We start from the raw sequence: 19711 nt of genomic DNA, 5'->3' as shown, positions 1-19711 counted from the left end.
GGAAGTTGAGAGCTTCTACGCCGTGGCCACCCCTTTAAAAGAGCGCTGGAAACCTGCTCGGGGCAGCGGTCGCGATGAGAAGCACAAGCGAACTACCAACGTCCAGACACGATGAAAGGAGATTCTTCATGTTCAAGCGCAACGTTCTTGCTGTTTCCATGGCCGTCGCCGGCCTTTGCTCCGCCCAGGCCATGGCCGCTGTCGTCGGTGGCGGTGCCACTCTGCCGCAGAACCTGTACGGCGTGCCTCCAACCGGTGGCGTCGCTGCTCCCGTCGGCATCCTCAACGGCCCTGCGCCACAACCGGCCTTCGCCAACTACGTGGGTGTGGGCAGCGGCGGCGGCAAGACTGCTTTCCTGACCAACAACTCGGACGTGCTGGTCTGGAACCTCGACGGCAACTCGGCAACTGCCCTGGAAAAGGTCTACGTTCCGGCCGTGACCGTTGACTACGCCGGCAGCGATTCGATCCTGTCCAGCGCTGAACTGACCACCTATCGCGCCGCTCACCAGTCGCCAGCCGTGCCGACCGGCAACGCCGCCAACTGGGGTCCGATCATTCAGATCCCTGCCGAAGCCACTTCGGTCACCGTTCCATACAAACTCACGTTGGCCAACGGCACCGCCGTCAACAACCTGAACCTGACCAGCGCCCAGCTGTGCGACATTTTCTCTGGCACTGTCACCACCTGGAACCAGGTCAACAGCACCTACCCCAGCACCCCGATCAAGGTCTACTACCGTGCTGGCAGCAGCGGCACCAGTGAGATCTTCACCCGTCACCTGAACAGCCAGTGCCCGACCAAGTTCACCACCAACGGCACCTTCACCACGGCTGTCGGCACCGTTCCGGCGAACTCCACTGCCGTGACCGGCAGCACCGCGATGGCCAGCACCGTGCTTTCCACCGAAGGCGCCATCGGCTACGTCGGTCCGGAAGACGTCAACGCCAGCAGCAACGCCGTGGTCGCTCGCGTCAACGGCAACCTGCCCACCGTCGGCAACGTGACGACCGCCCTGAGCACCATCGCTCCGCCAGCCGCTGCTGATCGTGGCCTGCCGGAAAACTGGGCCAAGGTCCTGCCTAACCCGGCGACGGGCTACAGCATCGTTGGCTACACCTTCCTGGTGTTCAACCAGTGCTACAAAGACAGCACCGATACCGCGGCTGTACGTGACTTCATCGGTCGCCACTACACCCTGTCCGATGCCAACAACAACGACGATGAAATCATCGCCGCCAAGCTGATCCCGATCACCGACACCTGGAAAACTGCCATTCGCAGCACCTTCTGGACCGCCAGCAACTCGCTGTCGGTGGGTAACGCCACCGCCTGCAACGGCATTGGTCGTCCGCAATAAGCCCTGATTAGCGTTCGCTCCATGAACCGGCAACAGCTTCGCGCTGTTGCCGGTTTTTCGTTTCAGGCAACCGCCCGGCAGATGAACATTGCGTGACAAAAGTTCGGTCGCGACGGCTTCAACCTGCCTTGGAATTAGTCATTTGTGCGCCTCGTCCCAGAGGTCGCTATCGAATTCGCCCTGCGTAAAAAGGATCCGTAGTGATGCGTTGCCGCCCCCAGAAAGCCACTCGCCGTAATGCTGATTCCGCCGCTGTGCCGTGCCTCAAGCCCTTGGCTCAAGCCATCGCCTTGCTGTTGCTGGCCAACCCCGCGTACGCAGCGACCAGTTTCAGTTCGGCCTGGTTCGCGGCCAAGGGCGCGGCTCCGGCGGCGGGCCCGGCCAGCCCCAGCGCGCCTCGCCCTGGAACGCCTCCACCGCTGGCGCAGCAGCAACGGGTGCAGCAGCAGTTGGGCCGTTCGCTGGCGAACATGAACAGCACGGTGGCGGCCATTGCGGCCAGCCAAGCTGCCCAGGCGGCAGGACGTGCGGCTACCTTTGGCGCACCGCAAACCATCCATAACGGTTTGGGTGGCAATGGCCTGAACGCGGTGATTGGTCCGGACGGCAAGCCACTGTTCGTCAACGCCAATGGCCCGGTGCAGACCGATGCCAATGGCAAGGTCGTGGTGACTGTCAAGCAGACCGCCGACAAGGCAATCCTCAACTGGGACACGTTCAATATTGGCCGTGACACCACCCTGGCGTTTCAACAGGACGCCAGTTGGGCGGCGTTGAACAAGGTCAACAACAGCACCGCGCCGAGCCAGATCCAGGGCCAGATCAAGGCCGACGGCACGGTGATGATTCTCAACAGCAACGGCGTGGTGTTCAGCGGCAGCAGCCAGGTCAACGTGCGTAACCTGGTGGCGGCCGCCACGGATTTCAGCGACGAACAGTTCAAGACCGGTGGCCTCTACAACGCCAACGCGGCGAGCTTTACCAACGCCCAGGGCGGGATCCGGGTGGAGAAGGGCGCGCAGATTTCCACGGCCGCCCCGAGCAAATCGACCGCCGGTGGCGGCTATGTGTTGTTGCTGGGCAAAAACGTCGACAACGCAGGCACCATCAGTACCCCGCGTGGACAGACCGTGCTGGCGGCGGGCGACAGCTTCACCATCAAGAAGGGCTTCGCCAGCGACGGTAACTCGACGTCGACCACGCGCGGCAATGAAGTCATCGCCCACCAGGATGGCGGCACGGGCGCCGGCCGGGTGAGCAACACAGGATTATTGATGGCGGCCAGCGGTGATGTGACGCTGACCGGCAATCATGTGCGGCAGGACGGTGTGGCCGTGGCCAGCACTTCGGCGGACACCCGTGGCACGCTGCACCTCACGGCGCGAGGCAGCGATGCCAGCGTGGCCCTGGGCGAGGGCAGCACCACGGCGATTCTAGTGGATGCCAGCGCGACGGCCCTGGACAGCCAACGCGACAGTGCCTTGAAACCGATCGTCAGCCAGGACGGCAAAGTCATTCCAGCGGACACCTATCGCCGCGACCTGTCCCTGGTGCAGATCGACAGCGCCGGCAGCGTCGATTTCCAGAAGGGATCGATCACCCTCGCCACCGGCGGTCAGGTGGCGGTGAACGCCGGCACCCGCAGCCTGGTGCGCGACGGTGCGGTGATCGACGTCTCCGGCGCCACCGGCGTCAAGGTGGCGATGGAAGCCAACAGCATCAAGGTCAACATCCAGGGCAACGAGCAGCGCGATGCCGCCGGCAACCGGGATGAAGGTGCGTTGAACAACAATGATGTTTGGGTGGATGCCCGAGAGTTGGTATTCGTACCCGCCGGCACCAACGGGTACGCCACTGATCGCTGGTACACCGCCGGTGGCCTGCTGGAGGTCAGCGGCTACCTCGGTACCCAGGGCCACAGCGCTGGCGAATGGATGGCCCAGGGCGGCACCGTGAGTTTTACCGGTAATGATGTGGTGACCCAGGCCGGCTCGCAGATCAATCTGTCCGGCGGCACGCTGGATGTGCAGAGCGGCACCGTCAAGCAGACCTGGCTCAAGGGCGCCGATGGCCGCTTGTATGAACTCAACAGTGCGCCTGGGGACATGCTCTACACCGGGATCTACAAGGGATACGAAGACCACACCCAGCGCTGGGGACAAACGAAGTATTACTACAATCCCTTGATTGCTCCACGTTCGCGCCAGGAGGCCGGCTACACGGTCGGTCGCGATGCCGGCACCCTAGTGATCGGCACTAAAAACGCGGTGCTCGAAGGCACGCTCGCCAGCGATACCTTCCAGGGTGACCGCCAGACCCGCGCCGCCCAGGCGGGCCTGGATGGCTACCAGCAGTCGCAGAAAGCCGTGGCCCGTGGCGGGCAGTTGGTGGTCGGCTCGTACGTGCCGTTCTACGTGAAGGAAAGCGGCACTGTGGAATATGCCCTTGGCGCCACGGCCAATACCTTGAAGAACGTGGTCTTCGGCCAAGACGCGGCGGGCGTTGCCGGTAGCGTCGGTCTGGACGGTGCCTTGCCGACGGATCGCCAGGGCACGTTGTACCTGGACAGTAACCAGCTCAACGGCTTCAAGCTCGGTGCCGTCAAGGTCGCTGCGAGCGAAGGCATCACAGTCAACGGTGCGTTGCAAGTGGCTCCGGCCGGTTCCATCAGCCTGTTTGGCCCGACGGTGGCCGTGAATGCCAATCTTACTGCCCACGCTGGTGCCATTCAGGTAGGCAGGGATTTCGTCCAGGTCGACGGCACGATGCCGGTTGCCGGCGCGTCCTCGGTCAGGGTGGCTGACGGGGTGCGTCTGGATGCCAGCGGGCTGTGGAGCAATCTACAACTGGACCCTGGCGATATCAGCGCCTTGCCTTACCAGAACGGCGGCAGCATCGCCCTGAAAACCGGCGGCGCCATCGTGCTGGGCGCCGGCAGCGTGCTGGACGTTTCTTCCGGAGCGGCACTGCTCAACTCAGGCAAGTTCCAGGGCGGCAAGGGCGGCGATGTCACCTTGAGCACTCTCACGGGCGAATTGAGCCTGGCCGGCGAATTGCGGGGCCAGGGTGTGAAGGGCGGCGGCACCTTGCAATTGCAGGCCGGTAAAGTCCTCATCAGCGACACCGCGACCTCCGCGGCGGCCGGTACCTTGCTGCTCGATGGCGGCTTCTTCAAAAAAGGCTTTTCCGCCTACGACATCATCGGCAACGACGGCCTGGAGGTTGCCGAGGGCACCCAGGTTGACGTCACCGTGCCGGTTTATCGCCAAGGCGCTGGCGCGCCTGGGGTCGCCACCGGTGGTGCATCGGGCAGCGCGCTGGAAACCTGGACGCCGCCGCTGTACCTCGAAGACGCCAGCAAGGGCGTGCTGACCCAGCGCCAGGGTGCCAGCCTGTCCTTGCAAGCCGGCAGCCAGCAAACCGGCGCGGCGAATGTCGCCACGGCTGACCTGCTGGTGGGCAAGTCGGCGGTGTTGAATGTCGACCCCGGACAAGCGATCCGCTTGACGGGCATTGGCCAAATCACCGTGGACGGCACGTTGAATGCCTGGGGCGGCTCGATCACTGTCGGCTCCGCGCCTGGGCCGCAAGCGGCGGTCATACCGCCCGGTGACAACTTCAAGTCGATCTGGATCGGCGAGAACGCGGTCCTGGACGTAGCCGCTCGCGCCGCCACCGCCACGGGTACCAGGGGGACCCAATACGGGTTCGTGCGTAACGGCGGAAGTATCGTCATCGGTGGTGAAATCGACCATGCGACGGGCGACGGCGGCGGTATCGGAAAATTCATCGTGGTGCGCGAAGGCGCGTTGCTCGATGCTTCGGGTGCCCAGGCGGTGCTGGATGACGCGGGGCAACGCCGAGTGGTTGCCAGCCACGGCGGCGACATCAGTTTTGGCTCGACCAGTGGGCTTTACCTGGACGGTCAGTTCAAGGCTGCCGCCGGCGGTGCCGGAGCGGCGGGCGGGAGCTTGTCGGTCGGGCTCGGGGCGACGGTTTATTTGAACAGCTCGGATTTGCCGGACAACCAGCGCAAGACTCGCGAACTGATTATCGAGCAGCACCATTCCGCGACGGGTATCACGGCCGGGAGCGCGCCAGAGCAGGGCGCCTCCCTGCTGGAGCACGGCTATGCACGGCTTGCGGTGGATCAGGTCGAGGCCGGCGGCTTTGATACGTTGTCCCTTTTCAGTACCGGTCTGCTGACCTTCGATGGCAATGTCAACCTGACGATGGCCAATGCGCTTCAGCTCTACGCGGGTGCGTACGGCATGGCGGAGACAGCGGCGGCGGACTCGGTGGTCAAACTGCGCGGTAACTATGTGCGCTTGGCCGGCGCGCAAGATAATACGACCGCCGGGGCTGACAACAGCAGCACCGGCATAGGGCTGGCGCCTTCGGCACGACCTGCCGCGGGGCAGTTGTTGGTGTCAGCGACCGGGTTGCTTGAGGTTCGCGACGCGGTGAGGATCGGTGGCAGCGGAACGCTGACGATGTCCGACGGAGAAGTCCGGCAGGTTGACCGTCGCGGCTTTGCAGATCTGCAGCTCAACAGTCAGGGTGACATTCGGATGGCAAGCAGCCAGGCCGATCATAAAATGTTACTCCGAACCCCTGGCGTCCTGGGCCTCACCGCCGCGCAGATCTACCCCGGCACCGGCGTGCAAGGAGCGCTGACCGCCAAGCGAATAGACATAGGCCGCAATGGCTCGGCGATCCCTTCGGTGCCTTACTCCGCGTTCGGCGAGTTGCGACTCGAAGCGGATGTCATCAATCAGGGCGGCATTCTGCGGGCGCCCTTGGGCAACCTGATCATCGGCCAGACGGCGCTGGAAACGGAGGGGCGACCTGGCAGTGACGTGAACCTGCTGTCAGGCAGCCTGACCTCCGTCAGCGGCGCGGGGCTCGTCATGCCCTATGGCGGAACAGCGGATGGCAAGTCCTACGTGTTCGATGGCGTGACGCTCGACAAGAGCCTGCTGCGGCCCGCCCTCAATGGCGTGCCGGGAAAGATTGATCTGGTGGGCGAGACCATCGACGTTGCGGCGGGGGCGGTGGTGGATGTGTCCGGCGGCGGCGAATTGACCGGCGCCGGTTTCATCTCGGGGCGTGGCGGCTCCACTGACGCGCGCTTCAACCCCTTGGTGCAGTTCGGTCCGGACGGTTTCCTGTTACCGGCACTGAGCAGCAACCCGGTCTACGCCATCGTTCCTGGCGTACAGACCGGCTATGCGCCCGTGGGCGGTGAAGCCGGCGCCGTCGCCCCCTTGGCCGGCCAGCAGATTACCCTTGGTGCCGGCGTCCCCGGCTTGCCGGCCGGCACCTATACCTTGCTGCCCTCGACCTACGCGCTGCTGCCGGGTGCGTTTCGCATCGAGGTCAACGGCCTGGCCGGGCAGGGCGGGGTGGTGCCGACCCAGGCCATGCGTAACGGCTCCTGGGCAACGGCCGGTACCCTCGGCATTGCCGGCACCGGCGTACGCGACAGTCTGGCGAGCCAGGTGATCGTCACCGCGGCCGATACGCTGCGCCGCTATTCGCAGTACAACGAGACCAGCTTCAGTCAGTTCGCCCTGGCGGATGCCGCGCGCCTGGGCGTGCCCGCCGTCCTGCTGCCCCGGGATGCCAAGGCGTTCAACGTCACGTTCGAGCGCAACCAGAGTGACCTACCGAGCTTCAGTTTTGCCGGCAAACTGCTGAGCAAAGCAGCCAAAGAGGGTCGCGGCAGCACCACCTCACTCACGTTGGTCAGGGCCGGGGACCTGGAAATCATCAAGGCTGGACAGGTAGCCAACGCCGGATTGAACGGTGTAACCCTGACCGACGATGCGGTCAATGCCATCGGCGCCAGCAGCCTGTTCATCGGCGGTTACGCCTTGGCCCGCTATGGCCAGGGCGGTAACTTCCTTGAGTTCACTGACGGTAACGGCAATGTCTCCCGGACCCAAAACATCACCCTGCGTAGCGGCGCGACCTTGCGGGCACCTGAAGTGTTCCTGGTGACGTCCAGCCCGAATGGCGGGATCACCGTGGAGCAGGGCGCGTCGATCAATACGCTGGGCATGGGCGCCGTGGCCCGTGACTCGCGTGATGGCTATCTCTACAACCCCGGCCGCAACAGCGTGCTCGCCGTCTCCAATGGCTACGTGAACATGCTGGCGCCTGCGGCGCCCAACCCGATGACGCCGGACAGCGCACCTGGCATTATCCGCATCGGTGTATGCGATGGTGTTTGCAGCGGTACAACCCGTTTGTACTCCGAAGGCACCATCGCTTCGGCCACGGACAATCGCTTCGAGCTGACGGATGCCGTACGCTTCGGTACCCGTAACCTGACCCTGGCGGTTGGCGGCATCAACGTTGGCAGCGCCGAGACCCTGGCCGACCTGGCGTCACGCAATCTGTTGCCCAGCGGGCTGACACTCAACCAGCAGGTGCTCGACCGCCTGTTGCAGGGCGATACCAGCGCTGGCGCGCCGGCGCTCGAAACCCTGGTGCTGGGCGCGCGCGATTCACTGAATTTCTATGGCAACGCCAGCCTCGATACCTTTGACGCTGTGACCGGCAAGTCGCGGCTCAAGGAATTGGTGCTTGGCACTCCAGCGATCTATGGCAAAGGCAATGCCAATGAAACGGCGCTGATTCGCACCGGTAACCTGATCTGGAATGGGGTGCAAAACGAGGCTGGCAGCATCGTGGCCGGCGGCGCGGGCACCGGCACGGGCAACCTGCAGATCGATGCCCAACGCATCGAGTTTGGTTATGCCCCAGCCACCGAGTCCAAGGCGGCCAAGGCCTATGACCGGCTTGCACTGGGATTTGCCAACGTCAATCTCAACGCCAGCGAACGCATCACCGCCAACCATAAGGGTGGCCTGCTGGTTTACCAGCGTCAGGGTGAATACATCACAGGCAAGGGGTTCCAGTACAGCGGCGGCAACCTGAACATCCTCACGCCGTTGATGACCGGCGAGGCCGGGTCGGTCAACCGGATCACCGCAGGCGGCAATATCCGTGTCAGCGCTCCGGCGGGCAGTCGCTTGCCGGTGGCCAGCGCCGATAGCTTGGGCGCCGAACTGGCGTTGAACGGCAAGAATGTGCGGGTCGAAGGCAACGTGGTGCTGCCCAGCGGCAAGCTGACCCTCAGCGCCGAGGATGAATTGACCCTCACCGATGCCGCGCGCCTCGACCTGGCCGGACGCAAAATCACCTTCAACGATGTCAGCAAGTACAGCTGGGGTGGTGACCTGATCCTCGAAAGCCGCAACGGCAATATCCGCCAGGCCGCCGGCTCGGTGATCGATCTCTCCGCCGTGAACAACCAGGCCGGGACCCTCAAGGCCACCGCATTGGCGGCGGCCGCTGGCAAGGTCGACCTGGCGGGCAGCGTGCTGGGCAGCAGCAGCGGCTACTACGATGCGGGCGGCACCGCCGTGCCCTACAAGGCCGGGAGCTTGGACATCCGTGCCCAGCGCCTGGGCGATGGTAGCCTGAGCGATGACTTCGCCGCCCTCAACCAACGCCTGAACCAGAGCCAGGTCTTCGGCGGCCGCAGCTTCCAGCTCAAGCAGGGTGACCTGGTGATCGGCGATGGGCTCAAGGCCGGCGTGATCAGCGTGTCGGTGGACGGCGGCAAGCTGACGGTCAACGGCACCGTGGACGCCAGTGGCGAGCGCGTGGGGTCCATTCGCCTGGCGGGCAAGCAAGGCTTGACCGTGGGCGGCGACGCGGTGCTCGACGCCCACGGCCGCGTGCTGCGGGTGGACAGTTACGGCCAGATCATCGATTCGCCGAACCGCGCCATGGTTGAGCTCAGTTCCGGAGATGGCCTGCTGACGCTGGCCGGTGGCGCGCGCATCGATTTGCGCCATGGCACCGCCACCACGGTCGGCCACGACGGCAAGGCCCGTGGCACCCTGGAGCTGAATGCGCCACGCCTGGGCGGGGCCACGGCCGGCGACATCGCCATCGACGCCAGCGGCAACCTGAACATCCAGGGCGCCAAGCTGATCGCGCTCAATGGCGTGCAACGCTACGACGATGCCGCCTACGGCACCGACCCGGCGGCCAGTGGCCGGCCGTACCAAGTCATCAATCAGGACTACCTCAACGGTATCCATGACGACAACCGCGACTTTATCGACAATGCCTTGAACAACAATGCCTTACGCGATGGCAAGCTGGCGGGCCTCAACAATGCCGCCTATCGCAACGCGTTCCACCTGCGCCCCGGCGTCGAAATCGTCAGTGCCACCGCCGACGGTGACCTGGTGGTGCAGGGCGACCTGGACCTCTCCGGTTACCGCTACGCCAGCCTCAACCCGCTTACACCAAAGACGGGCGTATACGGCTCCGGCGAAGTCGGCAGCCTGGTGCTGCGTGCCGGGGGCGACCTGACCGTGCTTGGCAGCATCAACGATGGTTTCGCGCCGCCGCCGGAAACCCCGGATGACGATGGCTGGGTGCTGACGCCCGGCAAGGTGATGTTCAACGGTGATTTGATCGTGCCGCGAGCGGGCATTGAATTGCAGGACGGCACGACGTTCCTGTCCGGCGTCATCCTCAACTACGACCTGCCACTGCAAGCCATTACCCTGGCCGCGGGAACCCGCCTGCCCGTGGACGGCGAGTTGGCCGAGGCGATTTCACTGCCTGCCGGCACGGTATTGGCGGCCAATATCCGTTACAGCGACGGCCGTATGGCGTATGCCGCCGGTACGCGCCTGACCGCCGACCTGACCGTGGCGCAAGGGATGATCCTCGGGAGTGGTTCAGTGTTGATCGGCGATACCGCCTTGACCGGTTTGGTCTGGCCAAAAGGCGTGGCTTTGCCCAGCCGTCCGGCAAGTTCGGTGACAGTTCATAGCCCAAGCACCGTGGTTCAGGCGGGCGCGTTGCTGTTGCCCTTGGGCGCGCTGATACCCGCAGGCACCGACGTGAAGCTGGCCGCGGGCGTGGACAAGATCAATCTGCGCGGCGGCGATGGCAAGGGCCGTAACTGGGCAATCGCGCCCATGTTGGCCGAGGGTTCGCAGTCCTGGTCGCTACGTGCCGTGGCGGGCGCTGATTTGCAAGCCGCTGATACCCGCCTGGTCAATCCGTATGCCGAGCATGGGCGCTTTACCGTGGCCGATACTCACTATGGAATGCTGGCCAAGGCGGGTGGCTTGGTGTTGACCGATCAAGCCTCGCTCGACTATTACGGTGACTTGAGCTACTCCGGGCGGCCCGTGGCGGAGTTGGCTGACCTCTACGGCATAAGCGTCGACGAGTTCTGCGGGCAGGGGGCAGGGCTCTGTGTCGCTGCGGGGCGGACGCTGACCGAGCAAGCCTCGCTCGATTATTTCGGTGACCTTACTTATGTCGGGCGGCCGGTGGCGGAACTGGCGGACCTGTATGGCATGTCCGAGGACGAATTCTGTTCGCAAGCGCCCGGATTATGCATCGGTGGGAGCGTTTACACCTACGTGGTGGGCACCAGCAGCTTCAGTGTGCTTCGTACCGGTACAGGCGATCTGGACCTGGTCAGCGCAGGTGATTTCAGCATGCAATCGCTGTTTGGCATTTATACCGCGGGCACGTCGTCCTTGAGCCTGGCCGACTCGGCGGCGTACAACCTTGCGCGAGGCGTCTCGCTGAATAACGCCGGCCTGCCGACTGACTCGATCCTGGGGAACGGTGACAGCCCTTATGAACGCTTGGTGGATGGCGGCGCAGACAGCCGATATCGCGCATGGTATCCAGACCATGGCGGTAACCTACTGCTGTCGGTGGGCGGCGATTTGGCCGGTGACATAGTCGGCAGAAAACAAAGTACTCTCGTGACCGAAGACGCACCGCAGATAGAGAGCTCGGGGGTTGGGAATTGGTTGTGGCGCCAGGGCGATGGTGACGGTACGCCTACCGCCTGGTGGATTAACTTCGGCACTTATGTGCCCCATGGCACCGATCCGGTATTGAACGGTTTTACCGGTATCGGCACCTTGGGTGGCGGCAACGTGGATGTGCGAGTCGCAGGCGACGCGGGTATGTTGGCCCCCCGTGGAGAGCGAGGTGAGCAGAGCGCCAGTCGCAGTCAGGGGATAGTCTTGGCGGTCGGCTCGACCGGGCGCATGGTGGACGGTCAATTGAAGTTCACGGGTGGCGGTGACCTGTCGCTGACAATCGGCGGCGCGCTCAACCCTTCACTGGAGGCTAGGGCGTTTCTCGACTTAGCCGGCCAGCCGGTTGATTCGCGCCATGACATGAATGGCAGCCTGACGAACTTGCGGGGTTCGCTGAGGGCCAGTGCCGGTTCGTTCGGCGGCATGGAATTGATCAACGGTCCGGACAAGGTTTCGCAGGACCCCCGAGAGATCCGTGCCTACAACCCATACGATGCAACGATGGCCAGCGCGACCGGTGGACTGCTGCTGGTACCCGGCGATGCCACCGCCAGTCTGGATGCCCGTGGCGATCTCGTACTTGGCGGCGCAGTGGACCCGGGCCGTGCGCCGACACGAGTCGCCCAGTCGGTGGACCTGGGCGGCGGGACCAGAGGCCCCGGATATTCCTGGTTCAGCCTGTGGACCGACCATACCGCTATCGATCTGTTTGCCGCTGGAGGGAACCTTACGCCTTCGACCCAAGGCGCAGAGCTTTCAACTGGCGTCAATATCGCCACGCCTCGTGGCGGTATGGACTATTCACCGACCGACGGGCGTTTCGTCTATCCGTCGATTTTGCGGGTAGCCGCGCCCTCAGGCAGCCTGTATTACGGGCCCTCATCACGTGGGGTAGGGGGCTTTGTGACCCCCTATTCCTTGATCCTGGCGCCTGGAAACCAGGCGCAGCTGGAGTTTCTCGCTGGGGATTCGATTTATGCGGGAGGCTACGCAATATCACCCACCCGTGCTCCGGAAAGCAGCCTGACGACCCCAGACAATCCTGCGTTCTATTACAGGGACGAGTCGGGCCGGCTGTATGGCGATCTGGAAGGGGCGAGTGTGAACCTCTCGCTACCCAGCAGTATCGGAATGGGCTTGTTCGCGTTTGGCGGTACCGGTGCAGACGGAGATTACCGAGGGGGCGATCAGCCAGTGCGCTTTTATGCGGTCAAGGGCGATATCGTGGGTTTGCGCACGGGCGAAATGATTGCCTTCAGTTCCGGCCCAAGAGCTGGCGAGACGTGGTACGAGGCCGCCAGCCCCGCATGGATCATGGCGGGGCGGGATATCGTCAACAGTGGTGACATCGCGGGCACTTTACTGACGCAGTTCGAAACCCGGCCCACCAGCACCGGCAACCTGTTCGTCCACGATGACCCCACGGACATCTCCATTGTCTCCGCCGGCCGCGACATCCTCTACAGCACCTTCAACGTTGCCGGCCCCGGTACGCTGGAAATCAGCGCCGGGCGCAATATCCTGATGGAAGACCAGGCCGCCGTGACCAGCCTCGGTCCGGTGAAAGCCGGTGACAATCGCCCCGGCGCAAGCATCGTGATGCAAGCCGGTGTAGGCGCCGCCGGGCCGGATTACCTGGGCTTCGTGCGGCAATACCTGGACCCGGCCAACCTGGCGGACGCCGGTGCCGGCCTGGCCCAACAGCCGGGCAAGGTGGCGAAGACTTATGAGGTCGAGCTGGCGGCGTGGCTGGCATTGCGGTACGGCTTCGACGGCGATACCGAGCAGGCACAGGCCTACTTCGCGGCATTGCCGTCCGAACAACAGCGGGTGTTTGCCCGCCAGGTGTATTTCGCCGAACTACGTGCCGGTGGCCGCGAGTACAACGATGCCAGCAGCCCGCGTTCCGGCAGCTACCTGCGCGGTCGCAACGCCATCGCCGCGTTGTTCCCCACCCACGACGTGGCCGGCAATGCCTTGGCTTACCAGGGCGACATCACGATGTTCGGCGGCGCCGGGGTGCACACCAACTTCGGCGGCGATATCCAGCTGCTGACGCCCGGCGGGCAGCAGGTGTTTGGTATCGAAGGCGAGGCCCCGCCGTCCAGTGCCGGGGTCATCACCCAAGGCACCGGTGACATCCAGTTGTTCAGCAACGGCAGCGTGTTGCTGGGACAAAGCCGGATCATGACCACCTTCGGCGGCGACATTCTCGCCTGGTCGGCGACCGGGGATATCAACGCCGGTCGCGGCTCGAAAACCACCCTGGTGTACACGCCGCCCAAGCGCGTCTACGACGACTGGGGCAACGTCACCCTGTCGCCGTCGGTGCCGAGCACTGGCGCCGGCATTGCCACCCTCAACCCCATCGCCGAGGTCGCGCCGGGCGACATCGACCTGCTCGCGCCGCTCGGCACCATCGACGCGGGAGAGGCGGGCATCCGGGTCTCGGGTAACATCAACATTGCCGCGTTGCATGTAGTGAACGCCGCCAACATCCAGGTGCAAGGCAAGTCCAACGGCGTGCCGGTCAGCGCGGTGGTCAACACTGGCGCACTGACCAACGCCAGCTCCGCCGCAGCGTCCGCGAGCGATGCCGCGGAAGGCGTCGCGCGCGAGCAACAAGCCGCGTCGCGCAACCGTATGCCATCGGTGTTCAGCGTGCAGGTCCTGGGCTTCGGCAACGAACGTCTGGCGCCGTCCCAGGAAGGCGCCAGCCGGGCACCGGACCCTGAACCGAACAACAGCGTGCGGGTATTGGGCGCCGGACGGTTGGACGACCAGGCGCGTAATCAGTTGACCCCGGAGGAACAGCGCAACCTGACGCTCTAAGAAACATCAAAAAAACCCCGGGCGACAGGCAACTGTCGCCCTTTTTTGTGGGCGCTCGGTCGCTGTCGGTAACCGTTCATGAAGATTCGATGACAAAAGTTCGGTAGTGGCAGGTGGCCGGGGTCAAGGTTGTGTGAAACGGCAACGGCGCAGGAACGCCGTGGACGAAAAGGCCTTATGCAGGGAAGCCGGACAACTTTTTTCTGGCGCTATTTCGCGCTGGATGCCAGGTGTGACAGGGGCATTGGGGTCTATGGAAAGTTACTCGAAAGTGGGCATGCAGGAGCTGGACCAGCGCCTGTCGAAAATTGTTGAAGCCGCGCGCAAAAAACCGGTCTCGGTGTACCGCTACGGCGCGCCTTGGGTGTGGATTGTGTCCCAGGACGATTGGCAGAGTGCCTTGAAGGAACTGTCCAGCTACGTGCCGCCAGGTCATTCCCTGGTGATGTTGCGCCCGCAAATCGAGGAGCTGCTGGAGGCCGCGTCCGAGCCCTTGCAGCAATGGGCCCGGGAACACCACATCCAGGTGCCGGTACCGGCCTTGATGCTCGCGTTGCTTTTGCAACTGCTGTACTCGCTGCCCAGTGAAAAACAGTTGTACGAGCAGCTCAATTACAACCTGTTGTTCCGCTGGTTTGTGGGCCTTGAGCTGAACCAGCGGGTCTGGGCGTTCTCGGTCTTTGTGCGCGATATCGGCGAGCTGCTGGACAGCCCGCACGCGGCGAAATTGCTCGAGCGCATCGTCAGTGAAGTGTTCTGCGGCGACCTGATGCACATGCCGGAGTTTTCGCTGAACTTCGCCTTGTTGCACACCTGGCTTTCCAGGCACGCAGGCCATTCCAAACGCAAATAAACCGTCAGGCAACAACACGATGCAAAGCGGCGCGTCATGCGGCGCGCGGCTTTGTAGCAGGCGCTGCGCGCGTGGCGCAATTGAATCGAGGGGGATGTGTGGATCATTGGGACTTCAACATCGGCCGGTGCAGGCCATACCTGCCCATGGCGCTCGCGCTGATGCTCGTCGCGGAGGCGCCAACGCTGTGGGCCGAGGAAGCCGATACAGCGGCCGAGGCCGGAACGCCTGCGCGCCTGGTGGACGTGAATGAGTACGTGGTGCGCGGCAACACCGTGCTCGATGCCCGGGAAATCGAAGAGGCGGTGTATGCGTTCCTGGGGCCGCAACGCAAGCTCACCGATATCGAAGGCGCACGCGATGCCCTGCAACAGCGCTACCAGGCCAAGGGTTACCAGTCGGTGTTCGTCGAACTGCCGGAGCAGCAGGTCGAAGGCGGCGTGGTGTACCTGCAGGTCAGCGAAACCAGGATCGGCCGGGTACGCGTGGTCGGCACCGAGCACTACTCTCCCGTCAATGTGCGCGAAGAAGTACCGGCGCTGACAGAAGGCAAGGTGGCCGATTTCGCGGCGGTGCAAACCCAGCTGGGGGTTGCCAACCGTAACCCCGGACGCCAAGTGGTGCCGGTCGTGCGCGAAGGGCAGCGCCCGGGAACGATGGATGTCGACCTGCAAGTCGAGGATAAAAATCCCTGGCAGGCGAGCGTCGGCTTGAACAACGACTACAGCGCCGACACCGAAAAGCTGCGTTCGGTGGTCACGCTCGGCCACAACAACCTCTGGCAACGCGGCCATACGGCTTCGCTGACCTATTTCACCGCCCCCGAGGACCGGGACAACGCGCAGGTCTGGTCGGGTTCCTATAACGCTCCCTTGAGTGAGCGCTGGAACCTGCAGTTCGCTGGCTATCAATCCGACAGCAACGTCGCAACCATCGGCGGCAGCAATGTGCTGGGCAAGGGCCATTCCTACGGCGTGTCGTTGATCTACAACGTGCCTGCGCAAGGCGTCTGGGCGAACTCGCTGTCGGTGGGCGTGGATTTCAAGGATTTCGATGAAGCCCTGCAGTTCGGCGGTTCGAGCGATGAAGTGCCGATCAAGTACGCGCCCATCACCCTTGCCTACAACGGCTTTCGCTACACCGAAACCTCACAGTTCGGCCTGGGCCTGAGCATCGTTGCCGGCACCCGCAGCTTCTTCGGTTATGGCAGCGACGCCGATGAATTTCGGGCCAAGCGCTACGAGGCCAATCCCAGCTTCGCCGTGTTCAAGGGCGACAGCACCTTCACCCGGAATTTTTCCGGGGACTGGCAAGCGGCAAGCAAGCTGAGCTTCCAATTGGCCTCCGGGCCGCTGGTCTCCAACGAACAGTTTTCCGCCGGTGGCGCCACCAGTGTGCGCGGTTATCTCGCTGCGGAACGCACTGGCGATGATGGCGTGCTGTTTTCCCAGGAACTGCGCACACCGTCGTTGAGCAAGCACCTGGGCAAAGGCATCGGCAGCTACGTCGACAACTGGCGTTTATACATCTTTGCCGAAGGCGCGCAGTTGGCCCTGCAAGACGCGCTGCCCGACCAGGAGGCCGACTACAGCCTGGCGAGTATCGGCTTCGGCACCCGCGCCACGTTGCGCGAATGGCTGTCGGGCAGCCTCGACTGGGGCCTGCCGCTCAAGGACGGCCCGAACACCCGCAAACACGATTCACGCGTGCACTTCAATGTGCAGGCGACCTTTTGACCGGTAGGCACAGACCTTGGAGCACTCCGTTATGCATCGCTTGATTTTCATTCTTCTCGCTTGCCTGGGCCTCGTGCTGCCGGCAACGGCCAGCGCTTGGTGGCAGGACGATTGGCACTACCGCAAACAGATCAGCATCGACACCACGCCCCAGGGCGCGGCGATCAGCCAGGCGGTGGGGCGCACCTCGCTGCTGGTGCGTTTGCACACCGGCAATTTCACCTTTGACGGTGTCAACGAAAACGGCTCGGACATTCGCTTTGTCGCCGCCGACGACCACACCGTGCTCAACCACCAGATTGAGAGCTTCGATCCGCTGATGGGCATGGCCTTGATCTGGGTGGACGTGCCCATGGTGGAGGGGGGCAAGCGCTCGGACATCTGGATGTACTATGGCAACCCGAAAGCACCGGCCACCAGCAATCCCCAGTTGGCGTTCGATGCCGATTACAGCCTGGTCTATCACTTCGATGGTGCCGTTGGCGCACCACCGCGTGATGCCAGCGCCTTTGCCAACCACGCGCAGAACGCACCGGCAAACATCATTGACGGTGTCATCGGGCGCTCGGCACAGCTCAACGGTCAGCCGCTGTTGCTGCCGGCCAGTCCATCCCTGGGCGTGAGCGCGGGTGGTGCGTTGACCTTCAGCACCTGGTTGCGAATGGAGCAGGGCGCAGGCGAGCAACTGCTGCTGGCCCGTCGTGATGCCGGCAATGCGCTGCTGGTGGGCGTGAACCAAGGCGTGCCCTTTGTGGAAGTGAACGGCCAGCGCGCCGTGGCCAACCAGGCCGTGGCACTGGGGCAATGGCAACACTTGGCGTTGACGGCTGACGCCAGCGGGTTGCGTTTGTATGTGAATGGAAAGCCGGCGGCGAGCCTGGCGCAACCGTTGCCGGCCTTGCAGGGTGCGATTGCCATCGGCGCCGACTCACCGGCCGCCGTCGATGCCGGCGTGGTGGCTCCGGCCGCTACGTATCAAGCCTTCACCGGCGCCCTCGATGAACTGCGCTTGTCCCGCGTCGCCCGTTCGCCTGAGCAGATCCTGGCCGATGCCACCGCCCAGGGCGCCGAGTCGCGCCTGGTGGCCTATGGGGTGGACGAAGAACAGTCTGGATTTGGTTTCGGCAGCCTGGGTTTCCTGCTCAATGCGGTGCCGCTGGACGCCTGGGTGATCATCGCCGTCCTGGTGCTGATGATGCTGCAGTCGTGGGTGATCATGGTGCGCAAGAGCCGCAATGTCAGCCGAGTCAGCCATGCCAACGAAGTCTTCCGCAGTCATTTCGCCAAGGTCGGGACACGGCTGGAACTGCTTGCAGATGACCGCGACCTGGCGCAGCGCCTGGGCGATTCGTCGCTGTGGCGCCTGTATGGGGTGGCGGTCGCCGAGATCCGCACGCGCCGCGACCAGGGCGCCGACACCTCGTCGATCTCCGCCGCCACCATCGAAGCCATCCGCTGTTCCATGGACGGTGTACGGACCCGGGAAAACCAACAGCTCAGTTCCAAGTTGTCGACGTTGTCCAACGCCATCGCCGGCGGCCCTTACATCGGCCTGCTGGGGACGGTGCTGGGGATCATGGTGGTGTTCCTCGGCACCGCCATGGCCGGTGATGTGAACATCAACGCCATCGCCCCCGGCATGGCGGCTGCGTTGCTGGCCACCGCCATGGGGTTGTTCGTCGCGATTCCGGCGCTATTTGGCTACAACCGCCTGACCACGCGAAACAAGGAAGTCAGCGCCGACATGCGGGTATTCGTCGACGAGTTCATCACCCGCCTGGCCGAAGTCCACGGCGAAAGCCAGTCCAGTGAAGCGGCGCATCGACGGGGCAACCACGTCGCCAGCCCATCGTTGACGGTGTAAGGGAACGACCATGGCCAACCTCAATAGCGCCTCGGACGACGACGAAGATGCCGCCGTCGATACCATCAACATCACGCCACTGGTGGATGTGCTCATGGTGGTGCTGGTGATGTTTATTCTCACCGCCACCGCCCAGGTCTCCGGGATCCAGATCAACCTGCCGAAGGCCAGCTCGACCATTTCGCTTTCGCAGCCCAAGACCAAGGCGATTTCCATCAATGATGGCGGCCAGGTGTTCCTCGATGCTTACCCGGTCACCCTTAACGAACTGGAAGATCGCTTGCGCATCGAGAAAGCCCAGAGCCCGGATTTTCCGATCATCGTGCGCGGTGACTCGGCCGTGCAGTACCAGAAAGTCGTTGAAGTGCTGGACCTGTTGCGCCGCCTGGAGTTGTCCCAGGTGGGCCTGGTCACCGGCAAACCGAGCCAGGGCTGAGTCATGACGTCTTTTCCTGAACAGGCGCAAAACGAACACCTGGAACGACAGCGGGACGGCACCGGCAGGGTGCGCCGCGTATTGCAGTGGACTGTCGGTTTGCTGGTGGGGGCGGGCCTGGCCTGGCTGCTGTGGTCATGGGCCAACGACATGAGCGGCATCCGTCGCGAGGCGCCGAAGATTCCCGCGATCATTCCGTTGCCGCCACCGCCGCCTCCGCCCCCGGAAAAACCGCCGGAGCCGGAAAAGCCGGTGGAAGAAAAAATCGTCGAGCCCGAACCCACGCCCGAACCGGAGGAAGTCAAGCCGGAGGAAGAAGCACCGCCTTCACCCGCCGAGGACCTGGCCGACCCGATGCAAATGGACAGCGACGCCCAGGCTGGCTCCGACGCTTTCAATATCGGCGCGGGCAAGGGCGGCGGGATGGCTGGCGCCGGTGGCGGACGCCTCGGCAACGGCACCTACAGCCAGTTCCTTGCCTACAGCTTCCAGCGCTTGCTGCGCGAGTCGCCCGAGCTGCGCAACCTGGCGTTCCGCCTGGAGGCCGACGTCTGGCTGGACCAGGCCGGTCGCGTGACGCGCGTGGAGCTGGGACGCAGCAGTGGCGATGCCGAACTCGACGCCAAGGTCCTGGCGACCTTGCGCGCTTCACCCCATCTGGAACGTCCACCCGCCTCGTTGCAGGTGCCGGTGCGTATCCGCCTACAAGGACGCCGACCGGCCTGAGCCGGGTCGACAAGAGACC

General features: G+C 63.8%; 7 protein-coding genes. All 7 read left to right on the top strand.

Annotation, left to right across the window (positions count from 1 at the left end):
* Positions 1–128: 128 nt before the first annotated feature.
* A complete protein-coding gene (locus J3P81_RS13625; RefSeq protein ID WP_420763755.1) occupies positions 129–1361 on the top strand; it encodes a substrate-binding domain-containing protein in 1233 nt (410 codons plus the stop codon).
* Between the two features lie 203 nt (positions 1362–1564).
* The gene (locus J3P81_RS13620) at positions 1565–14077 is read left to right on the top strand and encodes a filamentous haemagglutinin family protein (protein ID WP_434559121.1); all 12513 of its coding nucleotides are present in this window, start codon (positions 1565–1567) and stop codon (positions 14075–14077) included.
* Positions 14078–14330: 253 nt separating this feature from the next.
* Positions 14331–14930 carry a transposase gene (locus tag J3P81_RS13615; protein ID WP_420763758.1) on the top strand — a complete coding sequence of 200 codons (600 nt, stop codon included), beginning with the start codon at positions 14331–14333 and terminating at the stop codon, positions 14928–14930.
* 146 nt (positions 14931–15076) lie between these two features.
* The gene (locus tag J3P81_RS13610) at positions 15077–16666 is read left to right on the top strand and encodes a ShlB/FhaC/HecB family hemolysin secretion/activation protein (protein ID WP_434559119.1); all 1590 of its coding nucleotides are present in this window, start codon (positions 15077–15079) and stop codon (positions 16664–16666) included.
* Between the two features lie 31 nt (positions 16667–16697).
* The gene (locus tag J3P81_RS13605) at positions 16698–18530 is read left to right on the top strand and encodes a DUF2341 domain-containing protein (RefSeq protein ID WP_434559117.1); all 1833 of its coding nucleotides are present in this window, start codon (positions 16698–16700) and stop codon (positions 18528–18530) included.
* A 10-nt stretch (positions 18531–18540) separates the two neighbouring features.
* Positions 18541–18966 carry an ExbD/TolR family protein gene (locus J3P81_RS13600; protein WP_434559115.1) on the top strand — a complete coding sequence of 142 codons (426 nt, stop codon included), beginning with the start codon at positions 18541–18543 and terminating at the stop codon, positions 18964–18966.
* Between the two features lie 3 nt (positions 18967–18969).
* Entirely contained in the window at positions 18970–19692 is a 723-nt protein-coding gene (locus J3P81_RS13595) for an energy transducer TonB family protein (protein WP_434559113.1), read from the top strand.
* Positions 19693–19711: the final 19 nt, after the last annotated feature.

The sequence above is a fragment of the Pseudomonas sp. R1-6 genome, from assembly GCF_051132115.1.
GTDB lineage: Bacteria > Pseudomonadota > Gammaproteobacteria > Pseudomonadales > Pseudomonadaceae > Aquipseudomonas.
This window is presented reverse-complemented; position numbering and strand designations above follow the sequence as displayed.

Excerpts from the sequence above, each read along its gene's own strand:
- J3P81_RS13620 (WP_434559121.1), top strand. The coding sequence starts at position 1,565 with ATGCGTTGCCGCCCCCAGAAAGCCACTCGCCGTAATGCTGATTCCGCC.
- J3P81_RS13615 (WP_420763758.1), top strand. The coding sequence starts at position 14,331 with ATGGAAAGTTACTCGAAAGTGGGCATGCAGGAGCTGGACCAGCGCCTG.
- J3P81_RS13610 (WP_434559119.1), top strand. The coding sequence starts at position 15,077 with ATGGCGCTCGCGCTGATGCTCGTCGCGGAGGCGCCAACGCTGTGGGCC.
- J3P81_RS13605 (WP_434559117.1), top strand. The coding sequence starts at position 16,698 with ATGCATCGCTTGATTTTCATTCTTCTCGCTTGCCTGGGCCTCGTGCTG.
- J3P81_RS13625 (WP_420763755.1), top strand. The coding sequence starts at position 129 with ATGTTCAAGCGCAACGTTCTTGCTGTTTCCATGGCCGTCGCCGGCCTT.
- J3P81_RS13595 (WP_434559113.1), top strand. The coding sequence starts at position 18,970 with ATGACGTCTTTTCCTGAACAGGCGCAAAACGAACACCTGGAACGACAG.
- J3P81_RS13600 (WP_434559115.1), top strand. The coding sequence starts at position 18,541 with ATGGCCAACCTCAATAGCGCCTCGGACGACGACGAAGATGCCGCCGTC.